Source organism: uncultured Cedecea sp. (assembly GCF_947498825.1).
Lineage (GTDB): Bacteria > Pseudomonadota > Gammaproteobacteria > Enterobacterales > Enterobacteriaceae > JGM124.
Window position 1 is genome coordinate 286782 of sequence record NZ_CANMLV010000001.1, and the last position, 23830, is coordinate 310611.

General features: G+C 47.7%; 35 protein-coding genes. 2 read left to right on the forward strand and 33 right to left on the reverse strand.

Annotated features, from left to right (window positions below; translation table 11 throughout):
- Positions 1-47 precede the first annotated feature (47 nt).
- The 19 genes from Q1A40_RS01400 to Q1A40_RS01490 all read right to left on the reverse strand — a co-directional run bounded on the left by Q1A40_RS01400 (position 48) and on the right by Q1A40_RS01490 (position 17053).
- Positions 48-266 (reverse strand): hypothetical protein, encoded by a 219-nt coding sequence (locus tag Q1A40_RS01400; protein ID WP_299996811.1) that lies wholly within the window; start codon positions 264-266, stop codon positions 48-50.
- 28 nt (positions 267-294) lie between these two features.
- Positions 295-3504 carry a tape measure protein gene (locus tag Q1A40_RS01405; RefSeq protein WP_299996814.1) on the reverse strand — a complete coding sequence of 1070 codons (3210 nt, stop codon included), beginning with the start codon at positions 3502-3504 and terminating at the stop codon, positions 295-297.
- 74 nt (positions 3505-3578) lie between these two features.
- Positions 3579-4115: a hypothetical protein gene (locus Q1A40_RS01410; protein ID WP_299996817.1), complete on the reverse strand. Its 537-nt coding sequence runs from the start codon at positions 4113-4115 to the stop codon at positions 3579-3581.
- Between the two features lie 317 nt (positions 4116-4432).
- Positions 4433-5005: a hypothetical protein gene (locus tag Q1A40_RS01415; protein ID WP_299996820.1), complete on the reverse strand. Its 573-nt coding sequence runs from the start codon at positions 5003-5005 to the stop codon at positions 4433-4435.
- Between the two features lie 21 nt (positions 5006-5026).
- Complete coding sequence (locus tag Q1A40_RS01420; protein ID WP_299996822.1) at positions 5027-5947, reverse strand: hypothetical protein; 921 nt, start codon at positions 5945-5947, stop codon at positions 5027-5029.
- Between the two features lie 143 nt (positions 5948-6090).
- On the reverse strand, positions 6091-6768 hold the full coding sequence (locus Q1A40_RS01425) for a DUF6246 family protein (protein WP_299996824.1): 678 nt from the start codon (positions 6766-6768) through the stop codon (positions 6091-6093).
- 49 nt (positions 6769-6817) lie between these two features.
- Positions 6818-7564 (reverse strand): Ig-like domain-containing protein, encoded by a 747-nt coding sequence (locus tag Q1A40_RS01430; protein WP_299996827.1) that lies wholly within the window; start codon positions 7562-7564, stop codon positions 6818-6820.
- A gap of 58 nt (positions 7565-7622) precedes the next feature.
- Positions 7623-8009 carry a hypothetical protein gene (locus tag Q1A40_RS01435; RefSeq protein WP_299996830.1) on the reverse strand — a complete coding sequence of 129 codons (387 nt, stop codon included), beginning with the start codon at positions 8007-8009 and terminating at the stop codon, positions 7623-7625.
- Positions 8006-8404: an HK97 gp10 family phage protein gene (locus tag Q1A40_RS01440; protein ID WP_299996833.1), complete on the reverse strand. Its 399-nt coding sequence runs from the start codon at positions 8402-8404 to the stop codon at positions 8006-8008. The genes Q1A40_RS01435 and Q1A40_RS01440 overlap by 4 nt, the downstream gene beginning before the upstream one ends.
- A gap of 1 nt (position 8405) precedes the next feature.
- Complete coding sequence (locus Q1A40_RS01445; RefSeq protein ID WP_299996835.1) at positions 8406-8750, reverse strand: hypothetical protein; 345 nt, start codon at positions 8748-8750, stop codon at positions 8406-8408.
- A gap of 164 nt (positions 8751-8914) precedes the next feature.
- A complete protein-coding gene (locus tag Q1A40_RS01450) occupies positions 8915-9286 on the reverse strand; it encodes a hypothetical protein (RefSeq protein ID WP_299996838.1) in 372 nt (123 codons plus the stop codon).
- Positions 9287-9288: 2 nt separating this feature from the next.
- The gene (locus tag Q1A40_RS01455; protein WP_299996841.1) at positions 9289-9657 is read right to left on the reverse strand and encodes a hypothetical protein; all 369 of its coding nucleotides are present in this window, start codon (positions 9655-9657) and stop codon (positions 9289-9291) included.
- Between the two features lie 9 nt (positions 9658-9666).
- On the reverse strand, positions 9667-10731 hold the full coding sequence (locus Q1A40_RS01460; RefSeq protein ID WP_299996843.1) for a major capsid protein: 1065 nt from the start codon (positions 10729-10731) through the stop codon (positions 9667-9669).
- 11 nt (positions 10732-10742) lie between these two features.
- Positions 10743-11186, reverse strand: coding sequence for a hypothetical protein (locus Q1A40_RS01465; RefSeq protein ID WP_299996846.1), 444 nt, complete (start codon positions 11184-11186; stop codon positions 10743-10745).
- A 3-nt stretch (positions 11187-11189) separates the two neighbouring features.
- Positions 11190-12581, reverse strand: coding sequence for a DUF2213 domain-containing protein (locus Q1A40_RS01470; protein ID WP_299996848.1), 1392 nt, complete (start codon positions 12579-12581; stop codon positions 11190-11192).
- 16 nt (positions 12582-12597) lie between these two features.
- Entirely contained in the window at positions 12598-13599 is a 1002-nt protein-coding gene (locus tag Q1A40_RS01475; protein ID WP_299996850.1) for a phage minor head protein, read from the reverse strand.
- A complete protein-coding gene (locus Q1A40_RS01480; protein ID WP_299996853.1) occupies positions 13562-14983 on the reverse strand; it encodes a phage portal protein in 1422 nt (473 codons plus the stop codon). The genes Q1A40_RS01475 and Q1A40_RS01480 overlap by 38 nt, the downstream gene beginning before the upstream one ends.
- A gap of 11 nt (positions 14984-14994) precedes the next feature.
- Positions 14995-16470 carry a terminase gene (locus Q1A40_RS01485; protein ID WP_299996855.1) on the reverse strand — a complete coding sequence of 492 codons (1476 nt, stop codon included), beginning with the start codon at positions 16468-16470 and terminating at the stop codon, positions 14995-14997.
- Positions 16436-17053, reverse strand: a complete 618-nt coding sequence (locus Q1A40_RS01490) for a terminase small subunit (protein WP_299996858.1) — start codon at positions 17051-17053, stop codon at positions 16436-16438. The genes Q1A40_RS01485 and Q1A40_RS01490 overlap by 35 nt, the downstream gene beginning before the upstream one ends.
- A gap of 201 nt (positions 17054-17254) precedes the next feature.
- Between Q1A40_RS01490 and Q1A40_RS01495 the strand changes: the two genes are divergently transcribed.
- Positions 17255-17533, forward strand: coding sequence for a hypothetical protein (locus Q1A40_RS01495; protein ID WP_299996861.1), 279 nt, complete (start codon positions 17255-17257; stop codon positions 17531-17533).
- A gap of 177 nt (positions 17534-17710) precedes the next feature.
- Here Q1A40_RS01495 and Q1A40_RS01500 read toward each other — a convergent pair whose 3' ends face one another.
- The 3 genes from Q1A40_RS01500 to Q1A40_RS01510 are packed head-to-tail and all read right to left on the reverse strand — an operon-like array spanning position 17711 to position 18952.
- On the reverse strand, positions 17711-18175 hold the full coding sequence (locus Q1A40_RS01500) for a lysis protein (RefSeq protein ID WP_299996864.1): 465 nt from the start codon (positions 18173-18175) through the stop codon (positions 17711-17713).
- Positions 18172-18702, reverse strand: coding sequence for a lysozyme (locus Q1A40_RS01505; RefSeq protein ID WP_299996866.1), 531 nt, complete (start codon positions 18700-18702; stop codon positions 18172-18174). Before Q1A40_RS01505 ends, Q1A40_RS01500 begins: the two co-directional genes overlap by 4 nt.
- 1 nt (position 18703) lies before the next feature.
- Complete coding sequence (locus Q1A40_RS01510) at positions 18704-18952, reverse strand: phage holin (protein ID WP_299996868.1); 249 nt, start codon at positions 18950-18952, stop codon at positions 18704-18706.
- 244 nt (positions 18953-19196) lie between these two features.
- Between Q1A40_RS01510 and Q1A40_RS01515 the strand changes: the two genes are divergently transcribed.
- Complete coding sequence (locus Q1A40_RS01515) at positions 19197-19646, forward strand: hypothetical protein (protein WP_299996871.1); 450 nt, start codon at positions 19197-19199, stop codon at positions 19644-19646.
- 143 nt (positions 19647-19789) lie between these two features.
- On the opposite strand, the gene Q1A40_RS01520 is transcribed toward Q1A40_RS01515, so the two are convergent.
- The 11 genes from Q1A40_RS01520 to Q1A40_RS01570 form a co-directional block, all read right to left on the reverse strand.
- A complete protein-coding gene (locus tag Q1A40_RS01520) occupies positions 19790-20281 on the reverse strand; it encodes an antiterminator Q family protein (RefSeq protein ID WP_299996873.1) in 492 nt (163 codons plus the stop codon).
- Positions 20271-20468: a protein ninH gene (locus Q1A40_RS01525; RefSeq protein ID WP_299996875.1), complete on the reverse strand. Its 198-nt coding sequence runs from the start codon at positions 20466-20468 to the stop codon at positions 20271-20273. Before Q1A40_RS01525 ends, Q1A40_RS01520 begins: the two co-directional genes overlap by 11 nt.
- A complete protein-coding gene (locus Q1A40_RS01530; RefSeq protein WP_299997842.1) occupies positions 20465-20860 on the reverse strand; it encodes a RusA family crossover junction endodeoxyribonuclease in 396 nt (131 codons plus the stop codon). The genes Q1A40_RS01525 and Q1A40_RS01530 overlap by 4 nt, the downstream gene beginning before the upstream one ends.
- Positions 20817-21347 (reverse strand): HNH endonuclease, encoded by a 531-nt coding sequence (locus Q1A40_RS01535; protein WP_299996878.1) that lies wholly within the window; start codon positions 21345-21347, stop codon positions 20817-20819. The genes Q1A40_RS01530 and Q1A40_RS01535 overlap by 44 nt, the downstream gene beginning before the upstream one ends.
- Entirely contained in the window at positions 21344-21634 is a 291-nt protein-coding gene (locus Q1A40_RS01540) for a DUF1364 domain-containing protein (RefSeq protein ID WP_299996881.1), read from the reverse strand. The genes Q1A40_RS01535 and Q1A40_RS01540 overlap by 4 nt, the downstream gene beginning before the upstream one ends.
- Positions 21627-21869 (reverse strand): hypothetical protein, encoded by a 243-nt coding sequence (locus Q1A40_RS01545; protein WP_299996883.1) that lies wholly within the window; start codon positions 21867-21869, stop codon positions 21627-21629. Before Q1A40_RS01545 ends, Q1A40_RS01540 begins: the two co-directional genes overlap by 8 nt.
- Entirely contained in the window at positions 21808-22038 is a 231-nt protein-coding gene (locus Q1A40_RS01550; RefSeq protein ID WP_367275721.1) for a protein NinF, read from the reverse strand. The genes Q1A40_RS01545 and Q1A40_RS01550 overlap by 62 nt, the downstream gene beginning before the upstream one ends.
- Complete coding sequence (locus Q1A40_RS01555; protein ID WP_299996888.1) at positions 22013-22372, reverse strand: phage protein NinX family protein; 360 nt, start codon at positions 22370-22372, stop codon at positions 22013-22015. The genes Q1A40_RS01550 and Q1A40_RS01555 overlap by 26 nt, the downstream gene beginning before the upstream one ends.
- A complete protein-coding gene (locus tag Q1A40_RS01560; RefSeq protein WP_299996891.1) occupies positions 22369-22893 on the reverse strand; it encodes a phage N-6-adenine-methyltransferase in 525 nt (174 codons plus the stop codon). The genes Q1A40_RS01555 and Q1A40_RS01560 overlap by 4 nt, the downstream gene beginning before the upstream one ends.
- Positions 22890-23324, reverse strand: a complete 435-nt coding sequence (locus Q1A40_RS01565) for a YbcN family protein (RefSeq protein ID WP_299997845.1) — start codon at positions 23322-23324, stop codon at positions 22890-22892. The genes Q1A40_RS01560 and Q1A40_RS01565 overlap by 4 nt, the downstream gene beginning before the upstream one ends.
- A 196-nt stretch (positions 23325-23520) precedes the next feature.
- Complete coding sequence (locus tag Q1A40_RS01570) at positions 23521-23808, reverse strand: DUF4406 domain-containing protein (RefSeq protein ID WP_299996893.1); 288 nt, start codon at positions 23806-23808, stop codon at positions 23521-23523.
- Between the last annotated feature and the right edge of the window lie 22 nt (positions 23809-23830).

Below are 23830 nucleotides of genomic sequence, written 5' to 3' on the forward strand. Positions count from 1 at the left end.
TCCATTAAAAAACCCGCCGAAGCGGGTTCATATTACAAGGCTGGATACTAAATCTCCGATACCAGCTCATTCAGTTGGGACTTCGCTTTTTCGAGAAGCCGTTGTTCGATAACTGCCAAAGATGCCTCCATGTCTCGCTCAATACAAACATTTACTGAAATGTTGCGATTGTGGTCGTCAAAGATAAATCTAACGGTGGCTACGATTCCTGAGTCGTTATCTTCTGGATAGTTAAAGGCGGCAATGTCTTCGATTTGATGGTACATTCACTTCTCCTTTGTGGGCTTCAGGTAACTATTTAGAACGGGATAATAACCCTCTTGATCGCTGCTGGTCTTTGATTATAAGCATTGTATCTGTTTGCCATGCTTTCCTGAGTTGTTTAATAGTAGCGTCATCAATGCCATTGGTGGTGTTAATCGTTAAGTTCATTACTTGACTTAATGATGCGACGCCGCCTGAACCCCCAATATCCTTATTGCTAATAACACGCCCATTATCGCCAGGTATCATGTACTGACTACCGTTGTTGGCCTTGAATATCTCAGGCTTACCATGTTCACCCACTCGATACATTGAGTTAGCGTTAACGGGACCGCCGTTATATCGAGCGCCACCATAAGATGCTCCTCCGATGGCAGAGATAACCTGACCTCCAGCAGCAGCGACCTGAGCCATGTTTGCAAGGTTCCATGGGAATGGGCCTGAAGCCATGGCATTTGAGATTGCCAGTTGAAGGTTTAACCCGGCTTGAGCAACGGCAAATCCTTTACTAACAGCAAACAGAGCCTTGTAGGCCGCATTGCTCTCTCCAGCAGAATTGGCGACAATATCAGCCAAACCGCTAAACCCATTGCCAATTCCGCCAAGAAGCATATTCATACTGTCATACTGGCGCTGGGTTTCTTCCTTAGCGATCTGAGCCCTATCCATTGCAGCCTTTTTAGCTATGGCGGTTTTAGCATCCTCATACTGCTGAGCTGTCACAGCGCCTATTTTCTGATAATTATTTAGGGCTTCGAGCTTGCGCTGCTCTTCTGCTGCTATTTGAGCAGCAGGGTCTGCAGAATCTCCCGTGTAAGGATTGCGCGTGCTATTTGCTGCTGCGAGCTCTTGAGCAATAAACCGTGCGGCCTGTTCTGCCTGGGCGAGATTTTTAATAGCCTGAGTCTTTTCATGTATAGCCGCCGCTGTTGCTTTGGCTTCCGCTATCTGCTGCGCCGAGGCATTAGCTCCAAGTGCTTGCACTGCATCGTACTTGGCGAGTTCAAGAGAGCCTTCCGCGTAACCAGTGTTGAGGCGGTCTAACTGTGCTTGCTGGCGAGCGAGGGATTGCGCAGCGTCGTCTACTGTTTTTGACGATTTATTACTCTCGGCATTAGATTTTTTCTGTGCCGTAGTATTTCTTTCTATAGCCGCATATTTTTCCTGCAACTGATTAATGGCTAACTGGTCTTTAACCCCAGCATCTTCAGCATCATATACCGCTTGCAGTCGCGCTCTGGCCTCGCCTTCGAGTTTAGATAACTCCAGTCGGCGTTCAGCCTGTTTGATTAACTTCTCACCCTCAGCGCCGCCCCAGTTGATTTTGAGCGATTCAGAGTTAAACGCCTGAAGCGCCTGCGTTGAAATTCCAAGCCTCTGAGCCAGAAGAGCATGAGCGCCACCTAAGAAGGTCGCGTTTTTCTCTGCTTCTGCTATCGCCAGCGCATTATCACGGGCAGCCTTCATTTGGTCGACGATAACCTCGTTAACGCGCACCGCTATTGCACGGTAACCTTCCTGTGTTTTAGCTAGCTTGGAGTTCGCCGAGTCCAAATCTCGATTTTTTTGTGCAAGCTCTCTGCTTAGCTGAGATGCAATTTTTAGGTGCCCGTTATTTGTTTCGTCACCGCCGCCCATTTGTTTGGCCAGGGTTATTCTTTCCTGATATTTTTGATTCAGTCCTGCAATTTCAGACTCCAGCCCTTTTATAGCCTCTTTCTGGTTTTCAATGGATTCTGACGTATCAGCAAGTTTCCCTCTGGCTTGCTCAAGATTAAGTTCTTTCAGTTTAGCTATGACATCTGGGAGGGAATCAGCAAAGGCTATGGACTCCTTCTTGGCCTCAGCTTGACCCTGTGCATATAAATACCAGCCTGCTGCTACTGCTGCTATAACCCCAATAGGCCCACCAAGTGGCGCTGTTATAGTCTTCAATGCCGTCATGGTATTCGCCATTGTTAGCCCGGTAGCTGCCACTCGCGCCTGAGATGCTGCAAGAGCATTATTGGCAAGTGCTGCTTGTGATGACGCAGCGATATAAATGGCTCTGGTTCTATTGACGTTGTCCATTGCTAGCGCTTCTGCTGCCGAACCCCTTGCAACGTTAGCTTCCGCTGTAGCCAAATTCAGGGCAGACAATGCGGCGCTTTTATCTGCATTTGCTCTCCGCAGCGTTACAGTTGCCGCTGCCAACTCCTCTTTCGCACGCAACCTTGTGGCTGCAACGCCTTGGATCGTACTCTTAATATTTGTAGCTTGTGCGGTAGTGGCACCTACAAGGGATGACGTGAGTTTTCCAGCCATTAGCGAGGCGAATATACCCAAGGCTACTACACCCGCATCAGTTGCGGCTTTCATGCCATCTGAGTCTTCGCTGAATGACAGCATTGAATCAGCGGCACTAATCAGGCTTTCGGTAAATGTCTTCAACACCCCAGTGTTATTTTCAAAACCAACTAGAAGGGAAGTGATCGCCGTATTCATTCTGACCGTTGCGTCAACTAATGTATTCGCCATCCCGGTAGCTGCGGTTTCGTTGGCTTCCAGTGATTGTTTAAGCCCCTCCGTTAAGTCTTTGGCGGTAAGCTTCCCTGCCGCACCAAGTGCGCGAACCTGTGCCGATGATTTTCCGCTTGCTGTAGCAATATCGTTGATAACAGAAGGAATCGCAGAGGTAATTGTTTCCCACTGGTCAGCACCGACCTTACCAGTGTTAATTGCTTTAGAAAAAGCGCCAATTGCCGTGCTGGCCTTGTCTGCACTGGTTGCATTCTTAACAAACGCATAAGACATCGAATCCTGAATGTCGATAGCCTGGCTGGTTGTATATCCCATACTGCGAAGGCTGTCAGCGGTTGTGATGTATAGCTCTTGAGCTTCTGATAAAGCGCGAAACGTACCGTTTGCAGTTTTTAGCAACCGTTCCTGAACTTCGTTAAATTCAGACTGACTACTGGTTGCCATTCTGACGCGCTCAGCAAATTCCTGATGTTTCTGAACCATGCCAGCCATTTCTTTCAACGCTGAGGCTGTGATTACCGCGCCAATGGTTGCAGCCAGTTTACTCAACCCGGTATTCAATGTGCCAGCCGACCGCTCAGCGCGGTTGAATGATGATGAAGCGTTATTTGCAGCACCAGGAAGTGAATTAAGTCGCCTATTAACCTGATCTACACCATCAAGTAGACGCTGAACCTCAAGCTCTATTTCAATGTAAATACTGCCTACGTCTTCTGACATTTGTTATCTCCGGGCATAAAAAAACCCCGCCGAGGCGAGGTTGAGCATAATTAGATATATCATGGGAAATTAACTTATCTCCCCATGGATTTATTCATTTCATCATCTTTTGAATAAAGGACACTAACATCATTATTATTCAATGTTATTAAAGCGCTAAATCCATCAGAGACAAATAGGCGATATTTGTCTCCTGGACAAGAACGATCTATTGCGCACTGCATGGCGCTGGCTTTTGATAGCAATTCATTAGTCACATCAATCTCACTGGCAACGCTTGATCCTAGCGAGGATGATGCTTCCTTTATTTTTTCCTCATAGACGGACTCACCTGCACCAAGAGACCAAATCATCACGCCGATGACATTGCCGTTTCTTGTCTGCGCTTCATATGATACCGAATATCCAGCAAACGGTTTTGGTGGCGAATCGAATTTGATTGACTTGGCTGGCGCGGTATCAGGGAAATCAATTTCATTAATTACATTTATTTTTTTCTTAAAATCACTGACACTACTACCAAGATCGACTCCTATCGGTAGCGATAATTTATCATCACCACACCCAACCAAAGCAGCACATAAAGCCGCAATCACCAATACCTTTCTCACATCCCTATCCCCAAAGTAACCTTTTCTTACATGTTAGCAGAGGGATGGTGCAAGGCAACGCAAAACCCCGAGTTAACGGGGCTAGGCAATTATTTGATAAAAGACCTCAAAGTGTCCTGATTTTTCTTATGCCTTTCACCGACAGTGTGTAAACCTGTGCTTTCACATAAGGAGAGCGCGATGATTAACTCAATAAAAGCTTCGTTCGTATTGGCTGCCCTAGTGTTGGGTGCAATATATTTTATCGATCATGACTGGTGGAAGGATCTGCCTATGGTTAGCAGCAAGTAAAAAGCAAAAACCCACCGGGAGGTGGGTTAGTCATTAGGCTGATGGATCCTGACTGATAGGTAGTACAACCCCAAAAGCGTTGTCGTTATGAGATTGAATAAAATAAATGAATAAATAACAAGGAAAAAGACCTTAAAGCCATAAACTAAATGAGGGATGTCAAACCCTTGCAGCAAGGCTATTAATGGTTTAATGAAAAGCGTAGCCAATACACCGCAACCGAAAACAATAAAGCTAACTAACGCTAAATAACCAAAGAGATAACAGAGAAACCTGCGTCTTACTAATGGGACTTTTATTGATTTCCCTCTAAATTCTTCATATAGATATGGAGGGGTTCCAGCCATCGTCTCATCAATTGATGCATTGGAAAATGTTGATATCGCAGCCAAGGCGGCTATGTAGAAGCCGATCAAGACTTGTAGCAACCCATTTATTTGAGGGACTAGCCCATTTTTTCCAAGTAAACTGAAAGGCTGTTCCATCAACACGTAAATCACCGTCAAACCAACAGCACCCGCGAGCGGATACCAAAGGTCATAACGTTTTTTCTCATGGTGCTTGATACTCCAATACCTGAGCGGAGCAAGCAGTTTCATCTTTGACTCCTTATATCAAGTTTAAAGCACCTTTTTCATTCGCTCTTCCATGTCGTCGAGAATAGAAGGCTCGCACTGTTTTATACCATCTGGAAGAATAATTTTTTCCAGTTTAGTAAAAAGCTTGGTCGCCGCATCATCTTTTACATCGATATCAATACTTGATTGCTTGCCATCTTTTGAGAAGCTAATGATGAGCTTGTTGTAACCTTCTGCCTCGCCACGTTTTCTAATGCTAGCAAATAATCTTTTCTTCCCTGCCGCACCAGGTTGTTTAACAACTTTGAGTTTTAATGACTTTTCGACGACGTGAGTATATGGGTTTTTATCCATGCCATCTACTCTGGATGTGCTAATCAACCTCAATCCTTGAAGTCTTGATCCTAACAAACTTTCCTCAAGAGTTTCTGATGCGTATGACAACACTTCAAGTACTGGTCGAAGCTTGTAAACCTTGCCACTAAGCTTGCTTTTAAATTCTTCGTTTTCGTAAGCCTTCCTAAACATGGCGCTCAGAAAAGGTTCAAAAACACTTTTCGTTAACCCAGGAACGCACTCAACTAAAACCTTATAATGATCTGCTGAATGTTGCGTAGGAGTGCACTTGATAACAAAATGCGCAGACACAGCGACACCTTCTCCCTCGAGCTTGGGCTCCTCTCTTAGCGTACCGTTGCTCAGGTCAGCAAAAACAGGATTTGCCACTCGCTTATCGCTCAGTTGAATAAGCATAGTGAGACAATCATCAGCTGGTTCGAATCTAAAATCAGATATCCTGATAGCTCTAGTATCAGTATTGTACATTTTGTACGCTTCTTTGTTGTCAAATAACGTCTTAAGTTTATTTACAACATCAGTAAAAGGTAAAAAGTCAGCCTCGTCATGGCTTGGCTTAATTTTGAACTCATGTACAGCAACCCATCGCTCTAGATTCGAAAGCACTTTTATTCCTTTTATTTAGAAATTTGCACAATCTAATATCTAGAAACATTTTTTATCAACTTGTAAAAAAAACCAGTGTTCATTAAAACAGTAATTTATTTTTAAAGCCCCGGACTATGCCGAGGCTTGGTTATTCTGTTTTGTTAGCGGACCTGCTTATCTATCATCTCCTGCCACTTGCGGTCGTCTTCATCCATGACGGCATCGTACTCATCGCGGGTGAAACCTTTCTCTGGCGGGTACTTGGAGTTAATCAGCATAGTAAACTCAGTCATCGTTAAGCGCTCCGCCTCTTCGCGGGTCATGCCGAAGTGCGTGCGAGCTGAATTTATGTACTCGATAGCGAAAAATTCAGTGGACGCTTCCTTGCCTTCGTTGCGCTGTAATTGCCTGGTCTTAGCTTTACCTATAACGCCGTGAGTAATAAGGCTCTGAGCTACTAAGAGTATTTTCTCGAATGAAAGCGAGCCTGAGCGCCAGACCAGCGCACCTGTGCGGGAGCGGCTTGGAACAAGCTCACCTGTTAACTCTGAGCAGTCGTCTTCACAGCAAGCCTGGATAACACTTATTGCGGCGCTAATTGCCTTTACTGCAAACTGAGGTTTATTCACATGCTCAATAAGCCACGCGGGAATAGAGCCATACGCTTCGTACGCGCGGGACAGTAACGGGGTAACTGAGTCATGGTTAATATCGTAAAAGGCTCTCACGATCTCTTCTGGACTGCCAATTCTGGCCATTGCTGCGAATGATGGCCTGAATAAGTAATCGCGCCTCTTGGTGCTTATCAGGCATTCGCCTATTTCGGTTAAAGGTGTCATGTGGCCTCCGTAATCAATATCGAGGGCTCACGGGAACCCTCTGGATTGATTACGCTGTTACTGTAATGACTGACTTCCCAGTTTTCAGCCCGTCATTAGATGTAAACGTGATTGTTGCGGAGCCAGCAGCGATACCACGCGCCAATCCAGCCTGGCTGACAGTAACCTTTGATGTGTCAGAAGATGACCATGCGCCTGTTTTGTCGCTGGCATCAACAGGAAGGATATTCGGCGTTAACTGCTGAGTACCATTCACGGCAACACTGGCGGTGGCCGGGGCAACGGTCACACTTGCAACCGGAGTGTCGTCGTTAACTTCAAACACTACGGTGTCAGCATCTGCCACTTTCCATTCACCGGAGAATGTGGATACTTCGGTCGGAAAATCCCCATTCCAGGCAGTGGTTACAAAATAGCCCTCAATGTAGGTTCCAGAATCCTCTCCCACGAAATCAAATCGAACCCAAAGCGCTGGTTGGCGACCTGCAACAATCTCGTCAAAGATGTACTTCGCCATTTTTTTCGCGCCAATCTCAGAAGCCTTATCCTTCTTCCGGTACTCGCCGTCACCAGAGATACTAATATCCATGCCAGTGACTAAGTTTTCTGTCAGGTTTTTAGAGTCGTCAGTGTCAGATGTGATTGAGTTGATCGCATAATCAAACCCTTTCGTAGTTAAAGCACCCAGGCGCTTGTAATCGGTAAGCAGCGGGCGAGTATCAGCACAGCCAAAGGCCATGCGAAGTACCGCCACTTTACCAATAAGCTTGCCCGTGTCGTTTGCACAACCTTGCATGTGTATACCTCTTAAATGAAAAAACCGCCCGAAGGCGGTCAGATTGATGATTTATAGGCTATTCGCCGTATGTACAGCAGAGCATGAGGCGCATAACCAGCCTGCCCTCTGTAGTCATTACTGGTTGCGGGATGCCGCCAAGAAGCCGCACAGCACCGATGCAGGTAGATGTCCCTATTTGGCCACTAACCCATTCGACGATGTTGTTTGTAGCCGTCTCGATAGCGGAGTTTTTCCCCTTGGCCCCGATGAGGTCTATCTGAACGAATGAGTCGCCTGCCCTGTCATACTGAATGTCAGAGCCGCCGCTGGGACGGAACACGATGAATGAGTCCGTCAGCTTGCCTGTGTCGTTCCAGGAGAGCGTATTGATAAACGTGAATGGAGAGGTCAGCTTTGCGGACTCGAAGACATTACGCACCCGCATATACATTGGAGGCGTCATAAGCCAAGCTCCTTACGGATGATTTCAACAACCTGATCCCTTTTTTCCTCAACTGCCTTTTTAAGAAACTCAGGTTCACCGTGCGGATTCCAGTAGTCGCCTCTTCCGTTAGCTCTTGGTTGCCCTTTAAGCTTCCCAGCGGCGTCGTGAACGTAAGCTGCATAGTTAGCTGAGAAACCAACTCGCCCAATCAACCTGGTACCAATGAAGCTAAGCTCCCTGAACTGAGAGTTAACCAGCGTTGCGGTGTCTCTTGGCGTCTTACTCGCTGCTTCTGCGCCAACAACAAACATTGCTGACTGCACCCCTCTGACAGCTTTCCTTCCCTGTATATCGCCAATCAGTGCATCCATCCTGGCTTGTACCTGCTCTAATCCTCTAACTTTTACGCCCATATCAGACTCCAGTTAGGATTGCGTAGTCGTCTGCTGTGCGCTCGAAGGTGTCTGCATAGCGAATAACTTGCATAACCTCATCAGCACCCGCTTCCGTTGGGTCAGCTATATTGGACTCGCCAATCAGGATGTAATCGCCTTTTTTGGCTTCTGAGAACTCAGACCAGAAAGTGTTTTTGACCACTATCTCAGTTCCAAGATTGCCGATTTTTGCAGACACCCCCCCTTGGTAGTCGCACATAATAATTTCAGGCCCTGACCATGACGAGTCGCCATTTTCAGCCATTCCAAGATACCGCCAGAATGTGCAGGGAGCGGTGTAGGACCAACGAGCTATTTCACTCATCCTTCCACCTCACGACATTAGCGCCTGACGCTCTGATTGACGGGCAGTTAATAACCCACCCGCCAGAGCTATTAACATAGGCCGTTGTTTTTCGCCTGGTATCAGTCTCAACCCATACCCGAACAAATGGTTTCGGCTGCTGCTGATTGACACATACCCACATATCAGCCCCCTACAACGTCGAAGAATCCAACAGACGGGCCAATATCAATTGGCAGTGCATCAGTGCATCCTGATTTATCAAGAGCGCGAAGAGCATTACGCATATTTTTAACATCGCCGCTGTAATTGAACGATCGCGACGCACCTGACGGTGCTGATTGCGAACTGATACGCTGAGTATTTGCAGTAATCGCCATTAGCGTTACGGCGTACACCTGAATGAGTATCAAGTCACATTCATCATGACCCGCTGCAGCGAGGCATTCACTGATACTACCCAGCTTGCAGATATAGGCATCAATCATGAAATCAGGGATGGTGTAACCAAGCGCAGACAACTGCTGTTTAACCTGCGCCGCTGTTATCTGCGCCATGATTACTTACCTTTTTTAGTTGCTGCTGACAGCTCAGCTTCTGCTGCATCAGCTCGCTGCTTTTCAGCTGCCAGTGCGTCATCACTGATTTTTTTGGCCTCTTTTGCCTCATCAGTGAGCTTCGCGATGCGCTCTAGCGCGTCAAAGAGTTGAGACTGTGACACTGATTCATCAATCGCTATTGGCGCAGATGGTGTCGCAACTTCGAAAGATAGCTTCTCCCCCCCTTTATCCTCTGATGCCTCTGCTTTACCTGCCGCAATCCATTTTGCAGCGATAGCATCATCAACTTCATAAACCAGACCGGACTCCAGTTTCTGGAGGCTTGCTCCAGCAAAGAGGTTTGCTACCAATACTTTTACAAATGCCATGATTTATCCTTAGCTGGATGCGTGAACGACAGAGAAGTGACCGTTGATGTCCTGCTTAACCATCAGGCCAGCAGCACCCCAAGTGCGCCATACATAATCTGAGTTATAGAACTGGCGTGGGTCGGCAACAGTACCGAAAGCCTGCCCTACGATTGGGGCAATAACGCCAGCACCCAAAGGGACAACCAGAATTGAGTTACCCTTCAGCTCTGCATCTTCTTTGATGTCTTTAATACCAGAGAGCTTCTTAATCTCTTCCAGAACCGTACGCAGAGAATTCACATCAAAGTACTGCTCCCAGTTCGACATGATTTCGGCTGAGATATACCAGGTCTGCTCACCGTATTGGAGGTTTTGCAGCTTCAACACATCGCGCAGATTGATTACATTGGCACGGATGGCTTTCGGGTCAGTGCTGGTAGCGAAGTTAAAGGTAAGATCCACCTGTGCAACGCGCTCATCGTTGCGTAGGCCTTTCCAGGTCTTATCATCGAACTTGATGAAATTGCCTTCTGAGTCACGGAAACCATTCCAGATGTAATCCACATACTGTCGGCGAACATCACTCACAGAGCCAGACTGCGCATCTGCTAGGGATGAAAGCGCAGAGCCTTTGTTAAATACCGGATCGCGCCAGTTAAACTTAAAGCCACTGTCATGAATAGGAACCATCGTGCCGTCGAAGGTGTAGCTCTTAGCATCAAGCGCCGCACCAATCTGACCAGACATAGATGTGTGAGCCCAGCCACGACCGCCAGTGCGAGCGTACTCATACACTGACTCTTCCAGTCGAACAGAGCGGGACAACGGCATCAGGTCGTTCAGGAGGGTAAATTCAGTGTTTGGTTCGAACTGCGCCAGCACCGTCTGGTCGTATGATTTATACAGGCGGCGAATATCATCAATCGCGTTGACTGCATCCAATTGACCGAACTCGCCCATGGTTGCTCGAGCGAGCAAGTCTGCTACTGCCTGCGCTGTTGAGTTGCGCGCAAAATCAAGTTGCTGGTACTGCGCCTGGTTAACTGCCAGATTGCCAGTCTCAGTGGCCTTTTTCGTTGAGAATACAAACATTCAGTGTCTCCTTACTTAAACACTACGCGAACAAGGTCGCCAGCTACTGCGGTGAGTGCTTTGTCCTCTTCGACATAAGCGAAAATGGCATCAGGCGTTTCACCAGTGGTAACAGCCAGTTTGATTTGACCGTTAACAACAGCCACCGCCTGCCCCTTTTTATAGGTGCCGGCCACCGCAGGAATATTGAGGAACACCCCTGACGTTGGATGGAAGGCAACCAGCCAGTCATCAGCTTTAATGACGTCATCAACTGTTTTGCAGCGTAGATAGTCATAATTGGCGACATAGAGAATGTCAGGCTCCTTCCCATCAACTGATGCTGTGAAAATTCCGGCATTAAAAAACCCGACAGTGCCGGGTTTAGTGTCTGCTGCTGTTGCACCTTCTCGGTGTAACTGTGGGTTAGCAAAGATGCCACCCGCATGAATTACATGCTTTCCGTCTTTAGCCATTATTTACTCCGGCATTTCGCTGAATGATTGGTTGTTGTTGGTCTGACGGAATGAGCCGTTCAGGCCACTTGATGTCTGGCACTGCGCATACAGACCGTCGAGTGCCGCGCCGTCGAGTGCGTTAACTGCGATATCCTCAAGGCCAAATTTCGCTTTAACTGCTGCGCGCTTCTCACCTTTCTCTTTGTCGGAGTTCACAGCAATGCCGCTTTCAATTGCAGTCAGCTTCTCAGCAAACGGAGTGAACCATGCAGGAGCCTCCTGATTGTTATTGGCTTGCTCTTTGGCTTTCTTATCGTCAGCCTCTTTTTTCTCGCGAGCGGCTTTCTCTTCGTCTGTTTCAGCCTTGCCTTCTTCGGCGTTCATCTGGTTATAGGCGTCCAGTAACTCAGCTTCGGTTTTGCCTTCGGTCGGCTTACCCTTCGCCTTAAGCGCGTTTACGATCATTTCTTTCATGGGGTTATTTGCTCCGTTGGTTTTAATTTCGTACTCAGTAGGTTTTCGCACGACTTCTTGAGGTTCGCCGACAAAAACGGCCTTGCCGTCCTCATCAATGAGGTACTTTTGTTTGAAATATTTTGATTCATCACGATAGATGAATGTGTCCGGCCATACTGATTCAGGCCAGAGATACACGTCAGGGCTGCGACCTTCGCGAAGTTTGTCGCTGATGGCGCGCTGAATATCATCAAAGGAGAAGCTAGAGGCGTTGGTGAAGAAGAATTTAGCCTTGTTCAATAACCCTTCGCGGGTGCAGTCGATGCCGTCAGAGAGATTAGCAATCTCGATCTCTTGCTCATCACCTTCAGCATTAACGAAGATACCGACGCCCTCGCTGGGTGTACCCGCACCCGGCTCATCAAGCAGGACGGCCACATGGTCGAACATCATGTTCGTGGCGATTTCGTTGTACTTCTTACCCTTCGATTCACCATTGGCGGCGATACCGGAGTACAGAAGCCCGGTGGATATATGAATCGGCTCTGAGTTAGTCCCGGCAATCATCTCGTCCAGGCGGTTAATCAGGCGCTTACCCTTCTCGCTACCCTCCGCATACTGGCGGTCAACGTACATGTCACCAGTCACCTTCCCGTCTTTGTGGCTGACGTTCTGAAGCCACGCTCCGACGTGATAGTTGTTTACAGCCCGAACATCCCTTGCGGATACGTGTTTACCATCTACCTTCGGATGACCGAGAGGCATCGGGTTTCGTTCAAGGGTGTTGTAGGCCTTCTCTATTTCGGCTGCCGGGTACAACTTCCGGTTCATCACAATATCGTCCACGACAGGCGTGATGCCGCGAACCACGATATGTGGCTTGCCGTCTATGGTTTCAGTGGTGATGTTTGAAGCGGAGTTGACGACGGTCAGCACGTTAACGCGATTGCGTTTCATGCTGTGTCCTCTGTTATTAGGCTGCATCAGCCCATTCTTTTCTTTCTTTAGCCAGCCGTTCGGCCAGCCCCTCGTTATAAATACTTCCATCTTGATTCAGCAAGCATGGAATCTGGCTGCAATAACAGTTATACCGGTTACCATTCTCCGCATAGAAGTTACGCACTTCTTCGGTCGTGTACACGTGACCGTGACGGGCTGCATGCCAACTTCTCGTAGTCGCCTTTAGCGCAGACAGCCACATCAGGCCGGCTCTTAACCCTAACCGCTCAGAAGCCCAATCCGTTTCGTTCCATTGCGCCTGACGAAGTGCGCCGACTTGCTCAGTCTGAGCGATTGTCTTTGCCCTGCCCATCGACACATCAAGCCGCTTGCTAATAATACTGGCGGTTTCGCGCGGGTTAATGCCTCGTCCGATAGCATCAGCGATAATGTTCGCAAGGTCGGCTCTTGCTGAGTCCGATATCCCCTTCCAGTCGCTGTATGTGCTGATAAATGCGCTGGCTATCTGGTTCTGGTATACCGCTGTAGAAAGCAGGGCTACCAGTGTTGTTTGGCTGGCGTAGGCTGATGACTGCACAGCGAGATTGGTGTAAGCCGCATGTGTACCACGCTCATATTCTGCAGCAACATAACTAAGCGCCCACAGGTTCTGGCTACCGCCATCCAGTAGCGCATCATCCAGTATGGTTTGCACCACTTGAAGCAAGTCAGCAAGCTGCGCAGCTGTCATGTCGTAGATGTACGTTCCCGCGTTAACCTGATACAGCGTAGGTTCAGCATCTTCGTTATTGCACATCAACCACGACTGCTGGCAGTTATCCACCCTCTCGCGCCCGGTCATTCTCACATCAAACAACGCTTTCAGTCGGCGCTTAACGTCCAGATATCGGCTTTCAATATCATTGAACATCCGGCTTACTTGGCGCGCTGACTGAGTGGGGTCTTTCTTGTTGCGAGGTATTATCGGTGTTCCGATTCTAGTCTTTTGTTCCGGTATCATCGGAAAGGGGATCATCGGTTGTCACCTTTTTATTTGGGTCTGGTAGCTGAATCTCTTCGAGTGGCTCAAGCTCGCCAGCGGCCCTGACCTCATTCGCATCTACTGCCGGAGTGCCGTACGCTTGCTGAGTCTTAACAGCTATATCAGCCATCTTATCCATATTACTGAGTTTCTCGGCATCACCAGGGGCCAGCAAGTCAGACCACGTTACAGAAACCTCGCCACTTAAAGGCGGGCTGATGAATCCAACCTTCCAGAACCGTGTGATGACATCGGTAACTAACTTTGACTGCCAGCCATTTCGTCGGCTATTACGCCTGATGGCCCATGCTTTTTTGTCCTCTTCGGATGCAAGGTTGCCAGTCTGCTTACCAAACAGAATGTTAAACGGACACATAATTGTTGCTGCGTAACTGTTAGCTGAGACCGTCCATGAAGGCGTTGGGTCTGCCGGGGCAACTGATAGCACAGATGTAGTGCCAGACTGAGTAACCAGGGCTGCATCCGTTCCTCTGTTCAGCTTTCCAATCTTGTCATTCATGGCTTCGCCAATGTCGTTATAACCAGCCCTCTTCGCTTGCTCAGCTATCTGGTTCATATCGGTAGCTGAATCAAAGCTAATACCAAGCTGACGACTGGCGTTTTTCAGGAATCCCTCGGCGCTGCCACCTTTGGTTTTTTCGATGTCCAACAGGTCATTGTACCCGGCCTCATTAAGCGGCACTCCAGCCAGGGCATTATCGTCCTCTGAACCTTCCGCTAAGATGATTACCCGGTCAGGATGGACTACAACACTTCTCACTATCCCATAAGTACCGTCATCACCAACGGGCTGCTCATTAAACTCATAAGCGGTCGGCATGCCGTAGGTATCGGATAGCGTGTCGGTATCGTGGTTCGTCGGCTTTATCTGCGATTCCCATGCGGGGATTAGCTTAACCAGTGCGGCGTGACCGAGCATTTTTACTGCCGCGGTATCCACTGGCTGGTCCCACGTCCTGCCGTCTTTTATCTGCAGAAGAATAGCCGAGTATCGACCAACCAGATTTCGCCGATCTGCATCCTTAATGCGGGACCAGTGAGGCTTGATTAGCTTAGTGACATCAGCTTCCCATTTGGTTGTTTCAGTCGCCTCTGTCGATTTGGGACCATCAATGATGATTGGCAGGTCAATCCAGCAGTCATCCAGCGTTTTATGAACGCCTGAGAATGCAGCAGAGTTCCGACGATAGGCTCTATAAAGCATATCGAATGTGATTATGTCCGGGTATCCGAACTCATCCCACAACTTCGTGCGCTTAACGTTGCCATTGCGCCCGGCATACAGCATACGCTGCCGCCCTATTTGCTCAGCAAGGGCGTTTACGAGGAATTGAACCTCGTTACTGTTATCACTCACTGAGTGGCTCCTTAGAAGAATATTGCACCAACCTGTTTGCGGTTGTGCTTGGATGCGGCGAAGTAACGGAATGCATCAGCGGCGTGTGATGTAGCATCGTGAAGCGGCTTATCTTTCCAGCAACCTCGCTTGTCGTCCCACTCTTTCCGGTACCCTTCGAGATGGGTTATACCTTCTGCGCACTTAGCTTCGTCGAATGCACATTTAACGAGAATCTCGCGTACCGACTCTATCCCGGTATCTACGCCAACTTTCGGAACGACCTTAAGTGTCATTGAATATTTCTGGCCGTCGATTTCATAACCCTCTCTGGCCAGGTCTTTTCTGGACTTTGCATCAGATCCGAATTCACGGTTTTCAATATCGTGAGGAGCCCAATGCTCGCCGTACTCATACCCCCGGTCTTTCAGCACCTTCATGTAATGCCGCAGACCTTCGCCTGAGTTTTCGTAGTAGTCGATAACGTGAAACTCTTCACCGACCTCACGCACGAACCAGATAGCCGTTGAATCGCTCACGCCAATATCCCAGAACGTATGAACCGGTTGATGCGAGTTGTCAGGAAGAGTACCGATGCGTTTGTTGGTGTAGAGCCAGCGGAACTGCTTGGCGTAGTAAGCACCCTCCACAGACTGCTGGAATGCTTCGGCGGGTATGGTCGGGTATTCCCGCTTCATATCATCGCCGAGTGTTTTCTCTTTGGCGTAGTACCAGGCTTTCTGGCGCTCGTTGAGGGTTACGCCGTGTTTGGCTTCCATCTCAGCGAAGTAATCGGCCAAGCGCTCTGGTAATGGCTCTACCGGGTCAATTGCATACTGAGGGTTTCGCCACCAGGTGAAGAAAAAGAACTTCCAGTCGAGGTTAGAGAGTTGTTTGCCTTGGAGTTGAGCCCTCTCAGCTGCCTGGCAGTAATCGAAGAAGTAACCCGCCCGACCCTCTGCTGTACTCTCAATGGTAGTAAAGCAATCAGTCGATACCGCTTCAAACGCACCAGTGACAATCTCACGCGCTTTATCTGGGTACTTAGCGCATATCTTGCCGAACTCTGAAACGTGCAAATAACGCAGCGTACCGCCACGAAATGATGTGCTGATGTATAGCGAGCCGCCATTATTGAATACCAGCTCCCCGGTCGAGTCATTTCTTGCTGGGTTGCCGGATGTAATCGCCTTCGGTAGCTTATCGTATGCGTACTTAACCTTTTCCCTGAATAGCCTCTTAGCATCTGTAAGGGTGTGAGCTATAAGAGCACACTTGGCATCATCAAAAAGAGCAGCGTCAAGCTGCATGATGCAAACCTCTGTCGTAAAGCCAAGCTGCCGAGCCTTCAGAATGATGTTGCGGTGATGCATGCCGTCGAAGTATTCGAGCTGCTCAGCCGTCATCTGGAACTTGACTGACTGGCCCTGCTTATCGGTTATCCAGTAAAGTGAGTTAAGCCTCGCAAGGCGATCAAGAGTCCTTACCGCCTCGTAACCTACTGACATGAGCCATACCCTCGTTGATAGATGCGATTATTTCAGCCAACTCATCAGAGACTGTGTGCTCATGTTTCTCAGGAGCTTGCCAGCCTTCCATTTCTGCCAGCTGCTTAATGGCGGCTTTCGGGTCATGCATCTTTAACTTGATGCCGTCCTTGCCTGTGGTGAGTTCTGCTATAGCGCTCATCGCTTCAGGGCTTTGCATGGCTGAGTCTTTGAAGCTCCATGACGCCTGGTAGACCGGATGGCCTTCTTCATCCTCGCCAATCTGGCTATTCCTGAATTCGGCAATGTCAGTTAGAGAGGTTCGGCCCATTTGAGACAGTCGCCTCAGAGCTTCTTCACGGGTCATTATGGCGTCGTCGATAATCTCGCCTTGCACCGACTTGATGAAAGCCTCAACGTCGCAATTTGTCGCAATGACATGAGCGGCTTTTCGCAGGTTATCGCCTTTAGCCTTCCCGCCAGCCTTTTTGTAAGCGTCAGTCTGATTTTTGCCTTTCAGTAGATATGTGACGAACTTCTTTTGTAGCGGAGTCAGCACATCGAAAAGCTGTTGCTGCTCTGCCGTGAGCTTTTTCGATGCCATACAGAACATTCCTCTATGTGTCGTTTATATAACCCCTGGGATTTTGATATCGAGGCATTCGTAAACTTATACAAAACTCTGAAAAGGCCACCTCGCGACGACCTTTGCGGAGTTTTCTACTTCCCGATTTTCCTTTCTGATAGTCGTTGCTATCACTAACCGCTTCTTATTCGCAGCCCCTACGGATGTTGATTCCAGAATATGCACATTGATATTGCTAGCAATGTACGCGCCAGTACCATTGAGGCTCAAACAACTGAAATGGATGAAATGAAAATGGAAACTGCAATAGAAACCGACATGCTTATCGCTGCTATGACCTGCGTCGCAGCATTAGCGATTGTCACATGCGACCTTTTGAGCGTCTCACAAGAAGAGATGGCAGCTCGCCTTGCTGAGTTTATCAGTGATGACGAAGTCAGTAGTGTTGCGCTAAAAGCATTGGTCTGCATTATGACAAATATCAACACCATCCAATGACTCAATAAAAAACCCCATTATTGCGAGGCCATCCGATAAAAAATTAATTTCATGACGCGTGTTATGTATTCAGCATTTTTCATGATGTTGATTCTGATACATCACTTAATATCTAAACTTCAAAATGAATTGGCATGAATATTTACCCTCATCACTCCCTTGTTGATGAGGGTATTTTTATTTTAAACACTGCTGTCTGATGTAGTCCTGCAAGTAGTTCACTTGCTTTGTGATCCTGCCGATTCCATCTCTGAGACTGAAATAATTGAGTTCAGCATCAGCTGTAAGTCTTGGGCCTTCTCCATCGCCCAGGCTGCTGGCTCTGGCGGCGTCGCCCTCTGGGCAGGTGGCGTTGAGCTGCAACTTACGCTTGCCAGTAGCGATATCAGCGCGAAGCTTTTCATTCTCTGATTTTGCATCGGCCAATTCTCCTGTGTACTTCTCATCAAGCGCAGCAACATCACGCTGCCGTACTTGCATATCATTGATTGTGTCCAGCCTCAGTTGCGCGAGCGATTCAGCCTTATCAGCTCTATCCTGTTCGTCCTTGTACAGGCCGTGGTAGTGATTGGCTGAATAGATAAGGCCACCTGCCAGACTCATGACAAACAGAGCAATTAATGCCTGGTGATACCATTTCATTGACCTATCCCCCAACAAGCTAACGCTGACTCCTGGTCCCTGCGAGATACCTGACCGTAGCAATTATTTGAACGGATACGACAGTCTCTGCCACCGTCTTTAATCCACCACGTAATAGCCTCGCAAGCGCCTTTTGTGTCACCTGCGTTCATACGTTTGTAGAACGTGGAAGGGAAGCATTTCCCTGGGCCGATGTTGTACGGGCAAAAGCTGGCGATACCTGTTTTCTGTGGTTCGGTCAGTGGTACTTTGATATTCCGGTCTACCCAGGCCAGTGCCTTGTCGCGCTCAATAGCATTAACCTGGTTGCATTTTTCCGTCGTTAACTTCATTCCCTGAACTACCCGCTTGCCATCTACAATCGTGGCGCCACGGCAAATGGTCCAGATGCCTACGCCATCCTGATAGGCCGTGAGATGGTTCCCTTCTTTTTCATCAAGAAACTGATCAAGCAAGGTCGGGGCCGATGCTCCGGCGGCTAGTAACGCCAACATCGCGGCACTAAGCCGTGCTTTTGTTGATGCCATATCAGTTATCCTGCGGAGGTGCTGTAGTGTAGCCACGATTCAAAGCAGCTTCGTACGCCTGAGTCTGGCGGCGTTTGTAGTAAAGATTGACGAGGAACGTTGCGATACCAATGACGATACCGCTGATTATCGCTATCCGATCCCAGTTTAATTCGTTAAGCCACTGAGCCATGCCACCCCCGAATACGAGTGTGCCAGACACGCCATAGCTCGCGGCTGATGCAATTTTGTCAGGCATAGTTTTAACCATGATTCACCTCCGGCTTTGCCGTGGCGCTGTGTAAGTTTGAAAGGAAAAGATTAATAGGTTGGTTGTTTTTGGTTTGCGCTCATTCCGTACCGCCACATGACATGAGGGATGAGAGAGTGATTCGGTTGGAGATAAGCGCAAACGAAAAGATGCATCAGACAAAATTGACCACAGTCAATTTGGATATCTGATTTTTAACTACACTTGCCGACAACCTTATAAAACTGTAATAGAGAGGTGACTCATGAAAGTGGTAAAAAACACCTACTGGAATATCTATAAGTCAGATAATGACAATAATCTTCTCCCCGACACATCTGGCAAGTGGCTATGTTCTTTTGTCCATTTTGGCGGAGATTATTGCTTTAATGACATAGAGAAAATATGTGCAGAATCTGTGGAAAAAAACATCATACCCATATGCAAACACACATCTGATCTAGCTTTAGAGCTATCCGATAGGGGGGGTATGATCTGCTTTTATCTAAATATCGATGATACTGATGGGCACAAAAAAATAATAAAATATATTTTGGACAAAAAACTAATAAAAAGAACGAAGTCAGGAAAGCTTACAAACATTTCATTCAAGCTAGACAAGCAAACCATTGATGGTAAATATGGTGAGAACTTTAAAGCAACGCTCAAGCTATCTGACTTCATCGATTTAATAACTGGTGAATTTATTATTTAGCAATTGCTTACAAAGAAAAAGGCCGCACATGGCGACCTTGGGGAAATTTAGGCAATAAAAAAGCTGCCGTGGCAACTTAAGAGTCACTAACGGCAGCTTATGTCCATATTATGGGTAAATGGGTATAACAAAGTCAAGCGATATCATGCAACATGCTTAATTTTACCTACACGTTTACGGTTTTTGAATGCAATCTCCAGTGGGAAGTACAGAAGATAAAGGCTTGCGTCTATTATTTGAGCGACCTCTTTCCTACACGTTTCCTCCGATGGCTTTCGCCACCCCTCACCTAGCCTTCCTCTGCTTATTTTGCGGGGCTTTGCAGTCGCGTGATAGTACGATGCAATTGCTCGCTTAGATGACCCATGCGAGAAGTAACTTAGAAGTATGCCAAACGCTTTCTTGTCAATGCACATGACGGAATCTACGACCTGAGAAATCAACATTCCGTCATCGTCATTGCACATCGGTCTTTCCGGGTATCGCTGCGGTTCAGCCGTTGCCATCCACTGAGCTATCATGCTGCTCATGCGCTTTTCCAGTCTGCCTGAATAAACCCATGCGCCCCATAATTCCAGCCAGTTATTAATCCAGTCGTGCTGTTCTTTGGTTAACTGAAGTTCTTTAGTCCGCATGCTTCCCCCGCTTGCATCTTGTCGCTGTCGATGTCATGAGGGTTCCATTTACAACCGCATGGTAAACGCCTGACTTATCGAGAGAATACTTAAAAACCGTCACCTTACTGCACCCTAGCTTTTTAGCTAGCGACTCCATGCTGCCGACCTTTTGGAGTAATTCGGGAATGGTTGTGCACGTTTTCATAACCCCTCCATGATTTCTGTTATCACTGGCAATGAGCCGCCTGTCTCACGAACGATTAACCAGAGCTGACCGCCCTTAATTTTCTGGCATCGCTTTGTTGAGTGAATGTCGATATTCCCGTCATCGATCCAGAACCCGGCTTTCGTCAGCGCGTCTAAAACGCCTTTAGAGAGATTGTCGAGGTCACGCTTGCGGTTATCGGGAGGTGCTGCGTAAATCGTTACTGAGAGGCTGCCAGAGAGTTTTATTGCGAGGTTTTGCTGCTGGATGATGCTGTTTACTGCTTTGGTGTACTTTTTCCCTTTTTCACTGATGTAATGCCTTCCTCTTGAGTGTCGCCAGTAGTTGTTAACTGATGGAGGCCACGGAAGCTTTATCTTGTACTCCACGATCACCCCCATGATTAGCAAACATCCCGTGATACTTTTCCCTAGCCTCCCTTGCAACAAGGTCGGCAAGCTCTATATCTTTAAAGCTTCCCAAAAAAACGCTTTTGCCATTAACACCTATAGATACATCCCATGAATTACGGCCTATTCTTTTGCTAACCCCCTTTATTCCTGATTTGTTTCTTTTTTGAATGCCTCTGTTCTGTAGATTCTCTGCCGTGGTTGCCAGTCGAAGGTTTTCAATCCTGTTATCCTTTTTGTTGCGATTAATGTGATCAATTACATTGGCAGGCATCTCTCCATAAGAAAAAAACCAAGCCAATCGATGTGCTTTGAATAATTTTTTATTGCAAAAAATGCCTATGTATCCATTTGCCATCTCATAACCAGCAACTTTCCCTTTTCTAGCCTTCCCTCTGCTCACATTCCATGTAAACAACCCTGTTTCAGAATGGTACGTAAGTAGGCTGAGTAATAATGATTCATTCATGTTTTCACCTTGCCCTCTTTCAACAATTCCGCCTGGGTACGCATAACGCCTTCGAGGTGGTGAATCTTCGCGTCTTGGTTATTAATCACATGCGTTCGGCGGTCTACTTCATCATGACAGCTACTGCATGCCCATGCAGCCATAAGGTCATTGGGTTTTATTCCAGTGCCGCATAACCCTGCCATTCGGTAATGAGCCAGAACAGTTGTTTCGGGATTACCGTTACACACGCCAAAGATTCTTACCTGGCACTCTCGGCCTCTGGCCTCTTTGCGTAAATTAGCCATTTATTGCCCCTCTGTTCAGCTTGTCTATTTGCTTTTGCAGTTCGGTAATATCCACGCCTTCCCATTTGTTAAGCAGTTCCGTGCAACGCTTTAGTCTTTCGCTTTCCATCCGCCCCATAACCATCAATTTATTTCCGTTTTTTAGATGGATATCGACTTGGCTTACATCGCTGTCATACAGCTTTGAGGTTGCCTTGATGGATAATTTCAGCAGTAGCTCCCAAAACATTTTCATCAACCATTCTCCCGTTGGGGTCACATTCAATAAATGCCGCATCACACTTCTGGCATACATGGATTTCATCAGGCTTTAGTGGCTTAGTGCATGAGGCACACAGGCCAGCAGCTATGTTGCTTTGGCGTTCGTAGGTGGATGACTCAAGAGGGGTTAGCATTCTCTGCATCCTTCATCATGAGGAAGACAATCATTGCGGCGCGGAGTGGGGAAGTATTCGACGATGAGTACCCAATGAATCCGCAATCATCTTCGGCGCTTGCTCTCCATTCGTTTTCGTAAACTGGATGCAGTGGATGCAATGCAATTCTACTTCCAATAATAATCGGCCAGGCATCTGACGGGTTGTTGCATGGGTCAAAACGATGCCAGCTACATCCGTCACCCCAGCTAACTGCCGAATCTTTCTTTACTTGTCTATCGCTTATATCGTCATAATATTGAGTCTTTATAAGGACTTCTTTATTAATCTCAAAGTCACTCATCTGTGAATAGTCGGTCATGCTGCCCTCACTTGGTTGCCGATCCCCATCAATGCTTGCTTGGAAACCGTTGTTATTACTCGCCTCGGACTGGTGAACGGTCGCCAAATCAGAAGCATGGATCCCTTACTGTTTCCCTTCTGTTCTTTGCCCGAAGTGGCGTGAACAAAGTTGATGCGGCCATCAGTAATCACCCGGACTTCATCAACGGTCTGTAGTGCCTTGCTGAACCATCCGACAGACATATCCTCTGGAACTAGCATGACGACTGCCTTGTGTTGCCTGGCTGATTGCTCGGCTGCTTTCTCTACCCAGGGTAGGATTTTGGAATATGGAGGGTTACACCAAATTGCACCCATGCTTTCCCATTCCTGCGAAAGAGAGTCGTCGGACTCGGTGAAGTATTTCTGGCATAGAGCATTGCTATCACTCGCTGCGGCATCCAGCCAGAACCCAAATTCCATATCGAGCGCGTCAAATAGCCAAAGTGGTGTTTGCCAGCAATCCTTATCACCGGGATCGGTGTTAGATTTGAGTGTCACTCTTCCTGCTTCCTCTGCAACTCCCGGTATTCGCATGTCTCCGGGATAGTCAAAAGACAGCCAATGTTTACGGCCCAGCCCTCGACTTGAGTTAAGAAGTGGTGCATGTCGCCCGTTTTTAGGTCTGATGTATGCCTGAGCGTTTGCACTGTTGTTTTTTGTCCGGTTATCACATCGACCATTTCCCGTTCTTCGTAGCCAAGATAGGTATGCTTCATGGCCTCTTTCACCCATTCTGGAGACGCAAAAGGCTTACCGCGCTTGATTAAGTAGCGGCTTATTTCTGCGTACCACATGTGAGATAAGGCGTTCTGAGAGAGGCTGCGCTTTTCGCGCCAGGGTTCTATCTTGAGGCGGTAACAATCGCCTGAGTCGAGAAGTGGAATTAACTGTTGGCCTATGGCCTGAAAGTTGGATTTGTGTAACCGGATGCCATCTTTGGGATTTGCATCACTCCGAACCTCCCAGCTTCACAGCCACGAATATCGCCAAGGCCACGCCGATTATCGCGCTGCTAAAAATTAACTCACTGACGTATGCTGTCATCACCATTCCTCCACGCCATTTTTGCCACGCCAATAAAAAGGGCCATCATTGATAGCCCCTTAATGCCTGTTATGTGTGATGTCATAGCGCCCTCTGATATTCGATTTGCAGCCCTAGTTTTTCAGCAAGCGCATGTTCAGCTCTCGCCCCCAATGAATCCTCCCAGCCAACGAGCATAAAAATACAGTCAGCACAGCGAAGCATTGCAAGGCAAATATCCATGTATTCGTGCTGCTCTAGACCGTTAGGAAGCACTGCTGGACTTAAAACTGCGTGGCCTTGTTGCCTTAGCTCTACATGCACCATCTGAAATGCTGTACGGTTGCAATCAGGCAATCCGCTCATTGGTCCTGCGATATAAATTTTCACACCCTCACCTCTCTAAGCAGTT

Bases quoted from the DNA above. Each gene is read 5' to 3' on its own strand.
- Q1A40_RS01400 (WP_299996811.1), bottom strand. From the start codon at position 266: ATGTACCATCAAATCGAAGACATTGCCGCCTTTAACTATCCAGAAGAT.
- Q1A40_RS01405 (WP_299996814.1), bottom strand. From the start codon at position 3,504: ATGTCAGAAGACGTAGGCAGTATTTACATTGAAATAGAGCTTGAGGTT.
- Q1A40_RS01415 (WP_299996820.1), bottom strand. From the start codon at position 5,005: ATGAAACTGCTTGCTCCGCTCAGGTATTGGAGTATCAAGCACCATGAG.
- Q1A40_RS01425 (WP_299996824.1), bottom strand. From the start codon at position 6,768: ATGACACCTTTAACCGAAATAGGCGAATGCCTGATAAGCACCAAGAGG.
- Q1A40_RS01430 (WP_299996827.1), bottom strand. From the start codon at position 7,564: ATGCAAGGTTGTGCAAACGACACGGGCAAGCTTATTGGTAAAGTGGCG.
- Q1A40_RS01435 (WP_299996830.1), bottom strand. From the start codon at position 8,009: ATGACGCCTCCAATGTATATGCGGGTGCGTAATGTCTTCGAGTCCGCA.
- Q1A40_RS01440 (WP_299996833.1), bottom strand. From the start codon at position 8,404: ATGGGCGTAAAAGTTAGAGGATTAGAGCAGGTACAAGCCAGGATGGAT.
- Q1A40_RS01445 (WP_299996835.1), bottom strand. From the start codon at position 8,750: ATGAGTGAAATAGCTCGTTGGTCCTACACCGCTCCCTGCACATTCTGG.
- Q1A40_RS01450 (WP_299996838.1), bottom strand. From the start codon at position 9,286: ATGGCGCAGATAACAGCGGCGCAGGTTAAACAGCAGTTGTCTGCGCTT.
- Q1A40_RS01455 (WP_299996841.1), bottom strand. From the start codon at position 9,657: ATGGCATTTGTAAAAGTATTGGTAGCAAACCTCTTTGCTGGAGCAAGC.
- Q1A40_RS01460 (WP_299996843.1), bottom strand. From the start codon at position 10,731: ATGTTTGTATTCTCAACGAAAAAGGCCACTGAGACTGGCAATCTGGCA.
- Q1A40_RS01465 (WP_299996846.1), bottom strand. From the start codon at position 11,186: ATGGCTAAAGACGGAAAGCATGTAATTCATGCGGGTGGCATCTTTGCT.
- Q1A40_RS01470 (WP_299996848.1), bottom strand. From the start codon at position 12,581: ATGAAACGCAATCGCGTTAACGTGCTGACCGTCGTCAACTCCGCTTCA.
- Q1A40_RS01475 (WP_299996850.1), bottom strand. From the start codon at position 13,599: ATGATCCCCTTTCCGATGATACCGGAACAAAAGACTAGAATCGGAACA.
- Q1A40_RS01485 (WP_299996855.1), bottom strand. From the start codon at position 16,470: ATGTCAGTAGGTTACGAGGCGGTAAGGACTCTTGATCGCCTTGCGAGG.
- Q1A40_RS01490 (WP_299996858.1), bottom strand. From the start codon at position 17,053: ATGGCATCGAAAAAGCTCACGGCAGAGCAGCAACAGCTTTTCGATGTG.
- Q1A40_RS01495 (WP_299996861.1), top strand. From the start codon at position 17,255: ATGCACATTGATATTGCTAGCAATGTACGCGCCAGTACCATTGAGGCT.
- Q1A40_RS01500 (WP_299996864.1), bottom strand. From the start codon at position 18,175: ATGAAATGGTATCACCAGGCATTAATTGCTCTGTTTGTCATGAGTCTG.
- Q1A40_RS01505 (WP_299996866.1), bottom strand. From the start codon at position 18,702: ATGGCATCAACAAAAGCACGGCTTAGTGCCGCGATGTTGGCGTTACTA.
- Q1A40_RS01510 (WP_299996868.1), bottom strand. From the start codon at position 18,952: ATGGTTAAAACTATGCCTGACAAAATTGCATCAGCCGCGAGCTATGGC.
- Q1A40_RS01515 (WP_299996871.1), top strand. From the start codon at position 19,197: ATGAAAGTGGTAAAAAACACCTACTGGAATATCTATAAGTCAGATAAT.
- Q1A40_RS01520 (WP_299996873.1), bottom strand. From the start codon at position 20,281: ATGCGGACTAAAGAACTTCAGTTAACCAAAGAACAGCACGACTGGATT.
- Q1A40_RS01525 (WP_299996875.1), bottom strand. From the start codon at position 20,468: ATGAAAACGTGCACAACCATTCCCGAATTACTCCAAAAGGTCGGCAGC.
- Q1A40_RS01535 (WP_299996878.1), bottom strand. From the start codon at position 21,347: ATGAATGAATCATTATTACTCAGCCTACTTACGTACCATTCTGAAACA.
- Q1A40_RS01540 (WP_299996881.1), bottom strand. From the start codon at position 21,634: ATGGCTAATTTACGCAAAGAGGCCAGAGGCCGAGAGTGCCAGGTAAGA.
- Q1A40_RS01545 (WP_299996883.1), bottom strand. From the start codon at position 21,869: ATGAAAATGTTTTGGGAGCTACTGCTGAAATTATCCATCAAGGCAACC.
- Q1A40_RS01550 (WP_367275721.1), bottom strand. From the start codon at position 22,038: ATGCAGAGAATGCTAACCCCTCTTGAGTCATCCACCTACGAACGCCAA.
- Q1A40_RS01555 (WP_299996888.1), bottom strand. From the start codon at position 22,372: ATGACCGACTATTCACAGATGAGTGACTTTGAGATTAATAAAGAAGTC.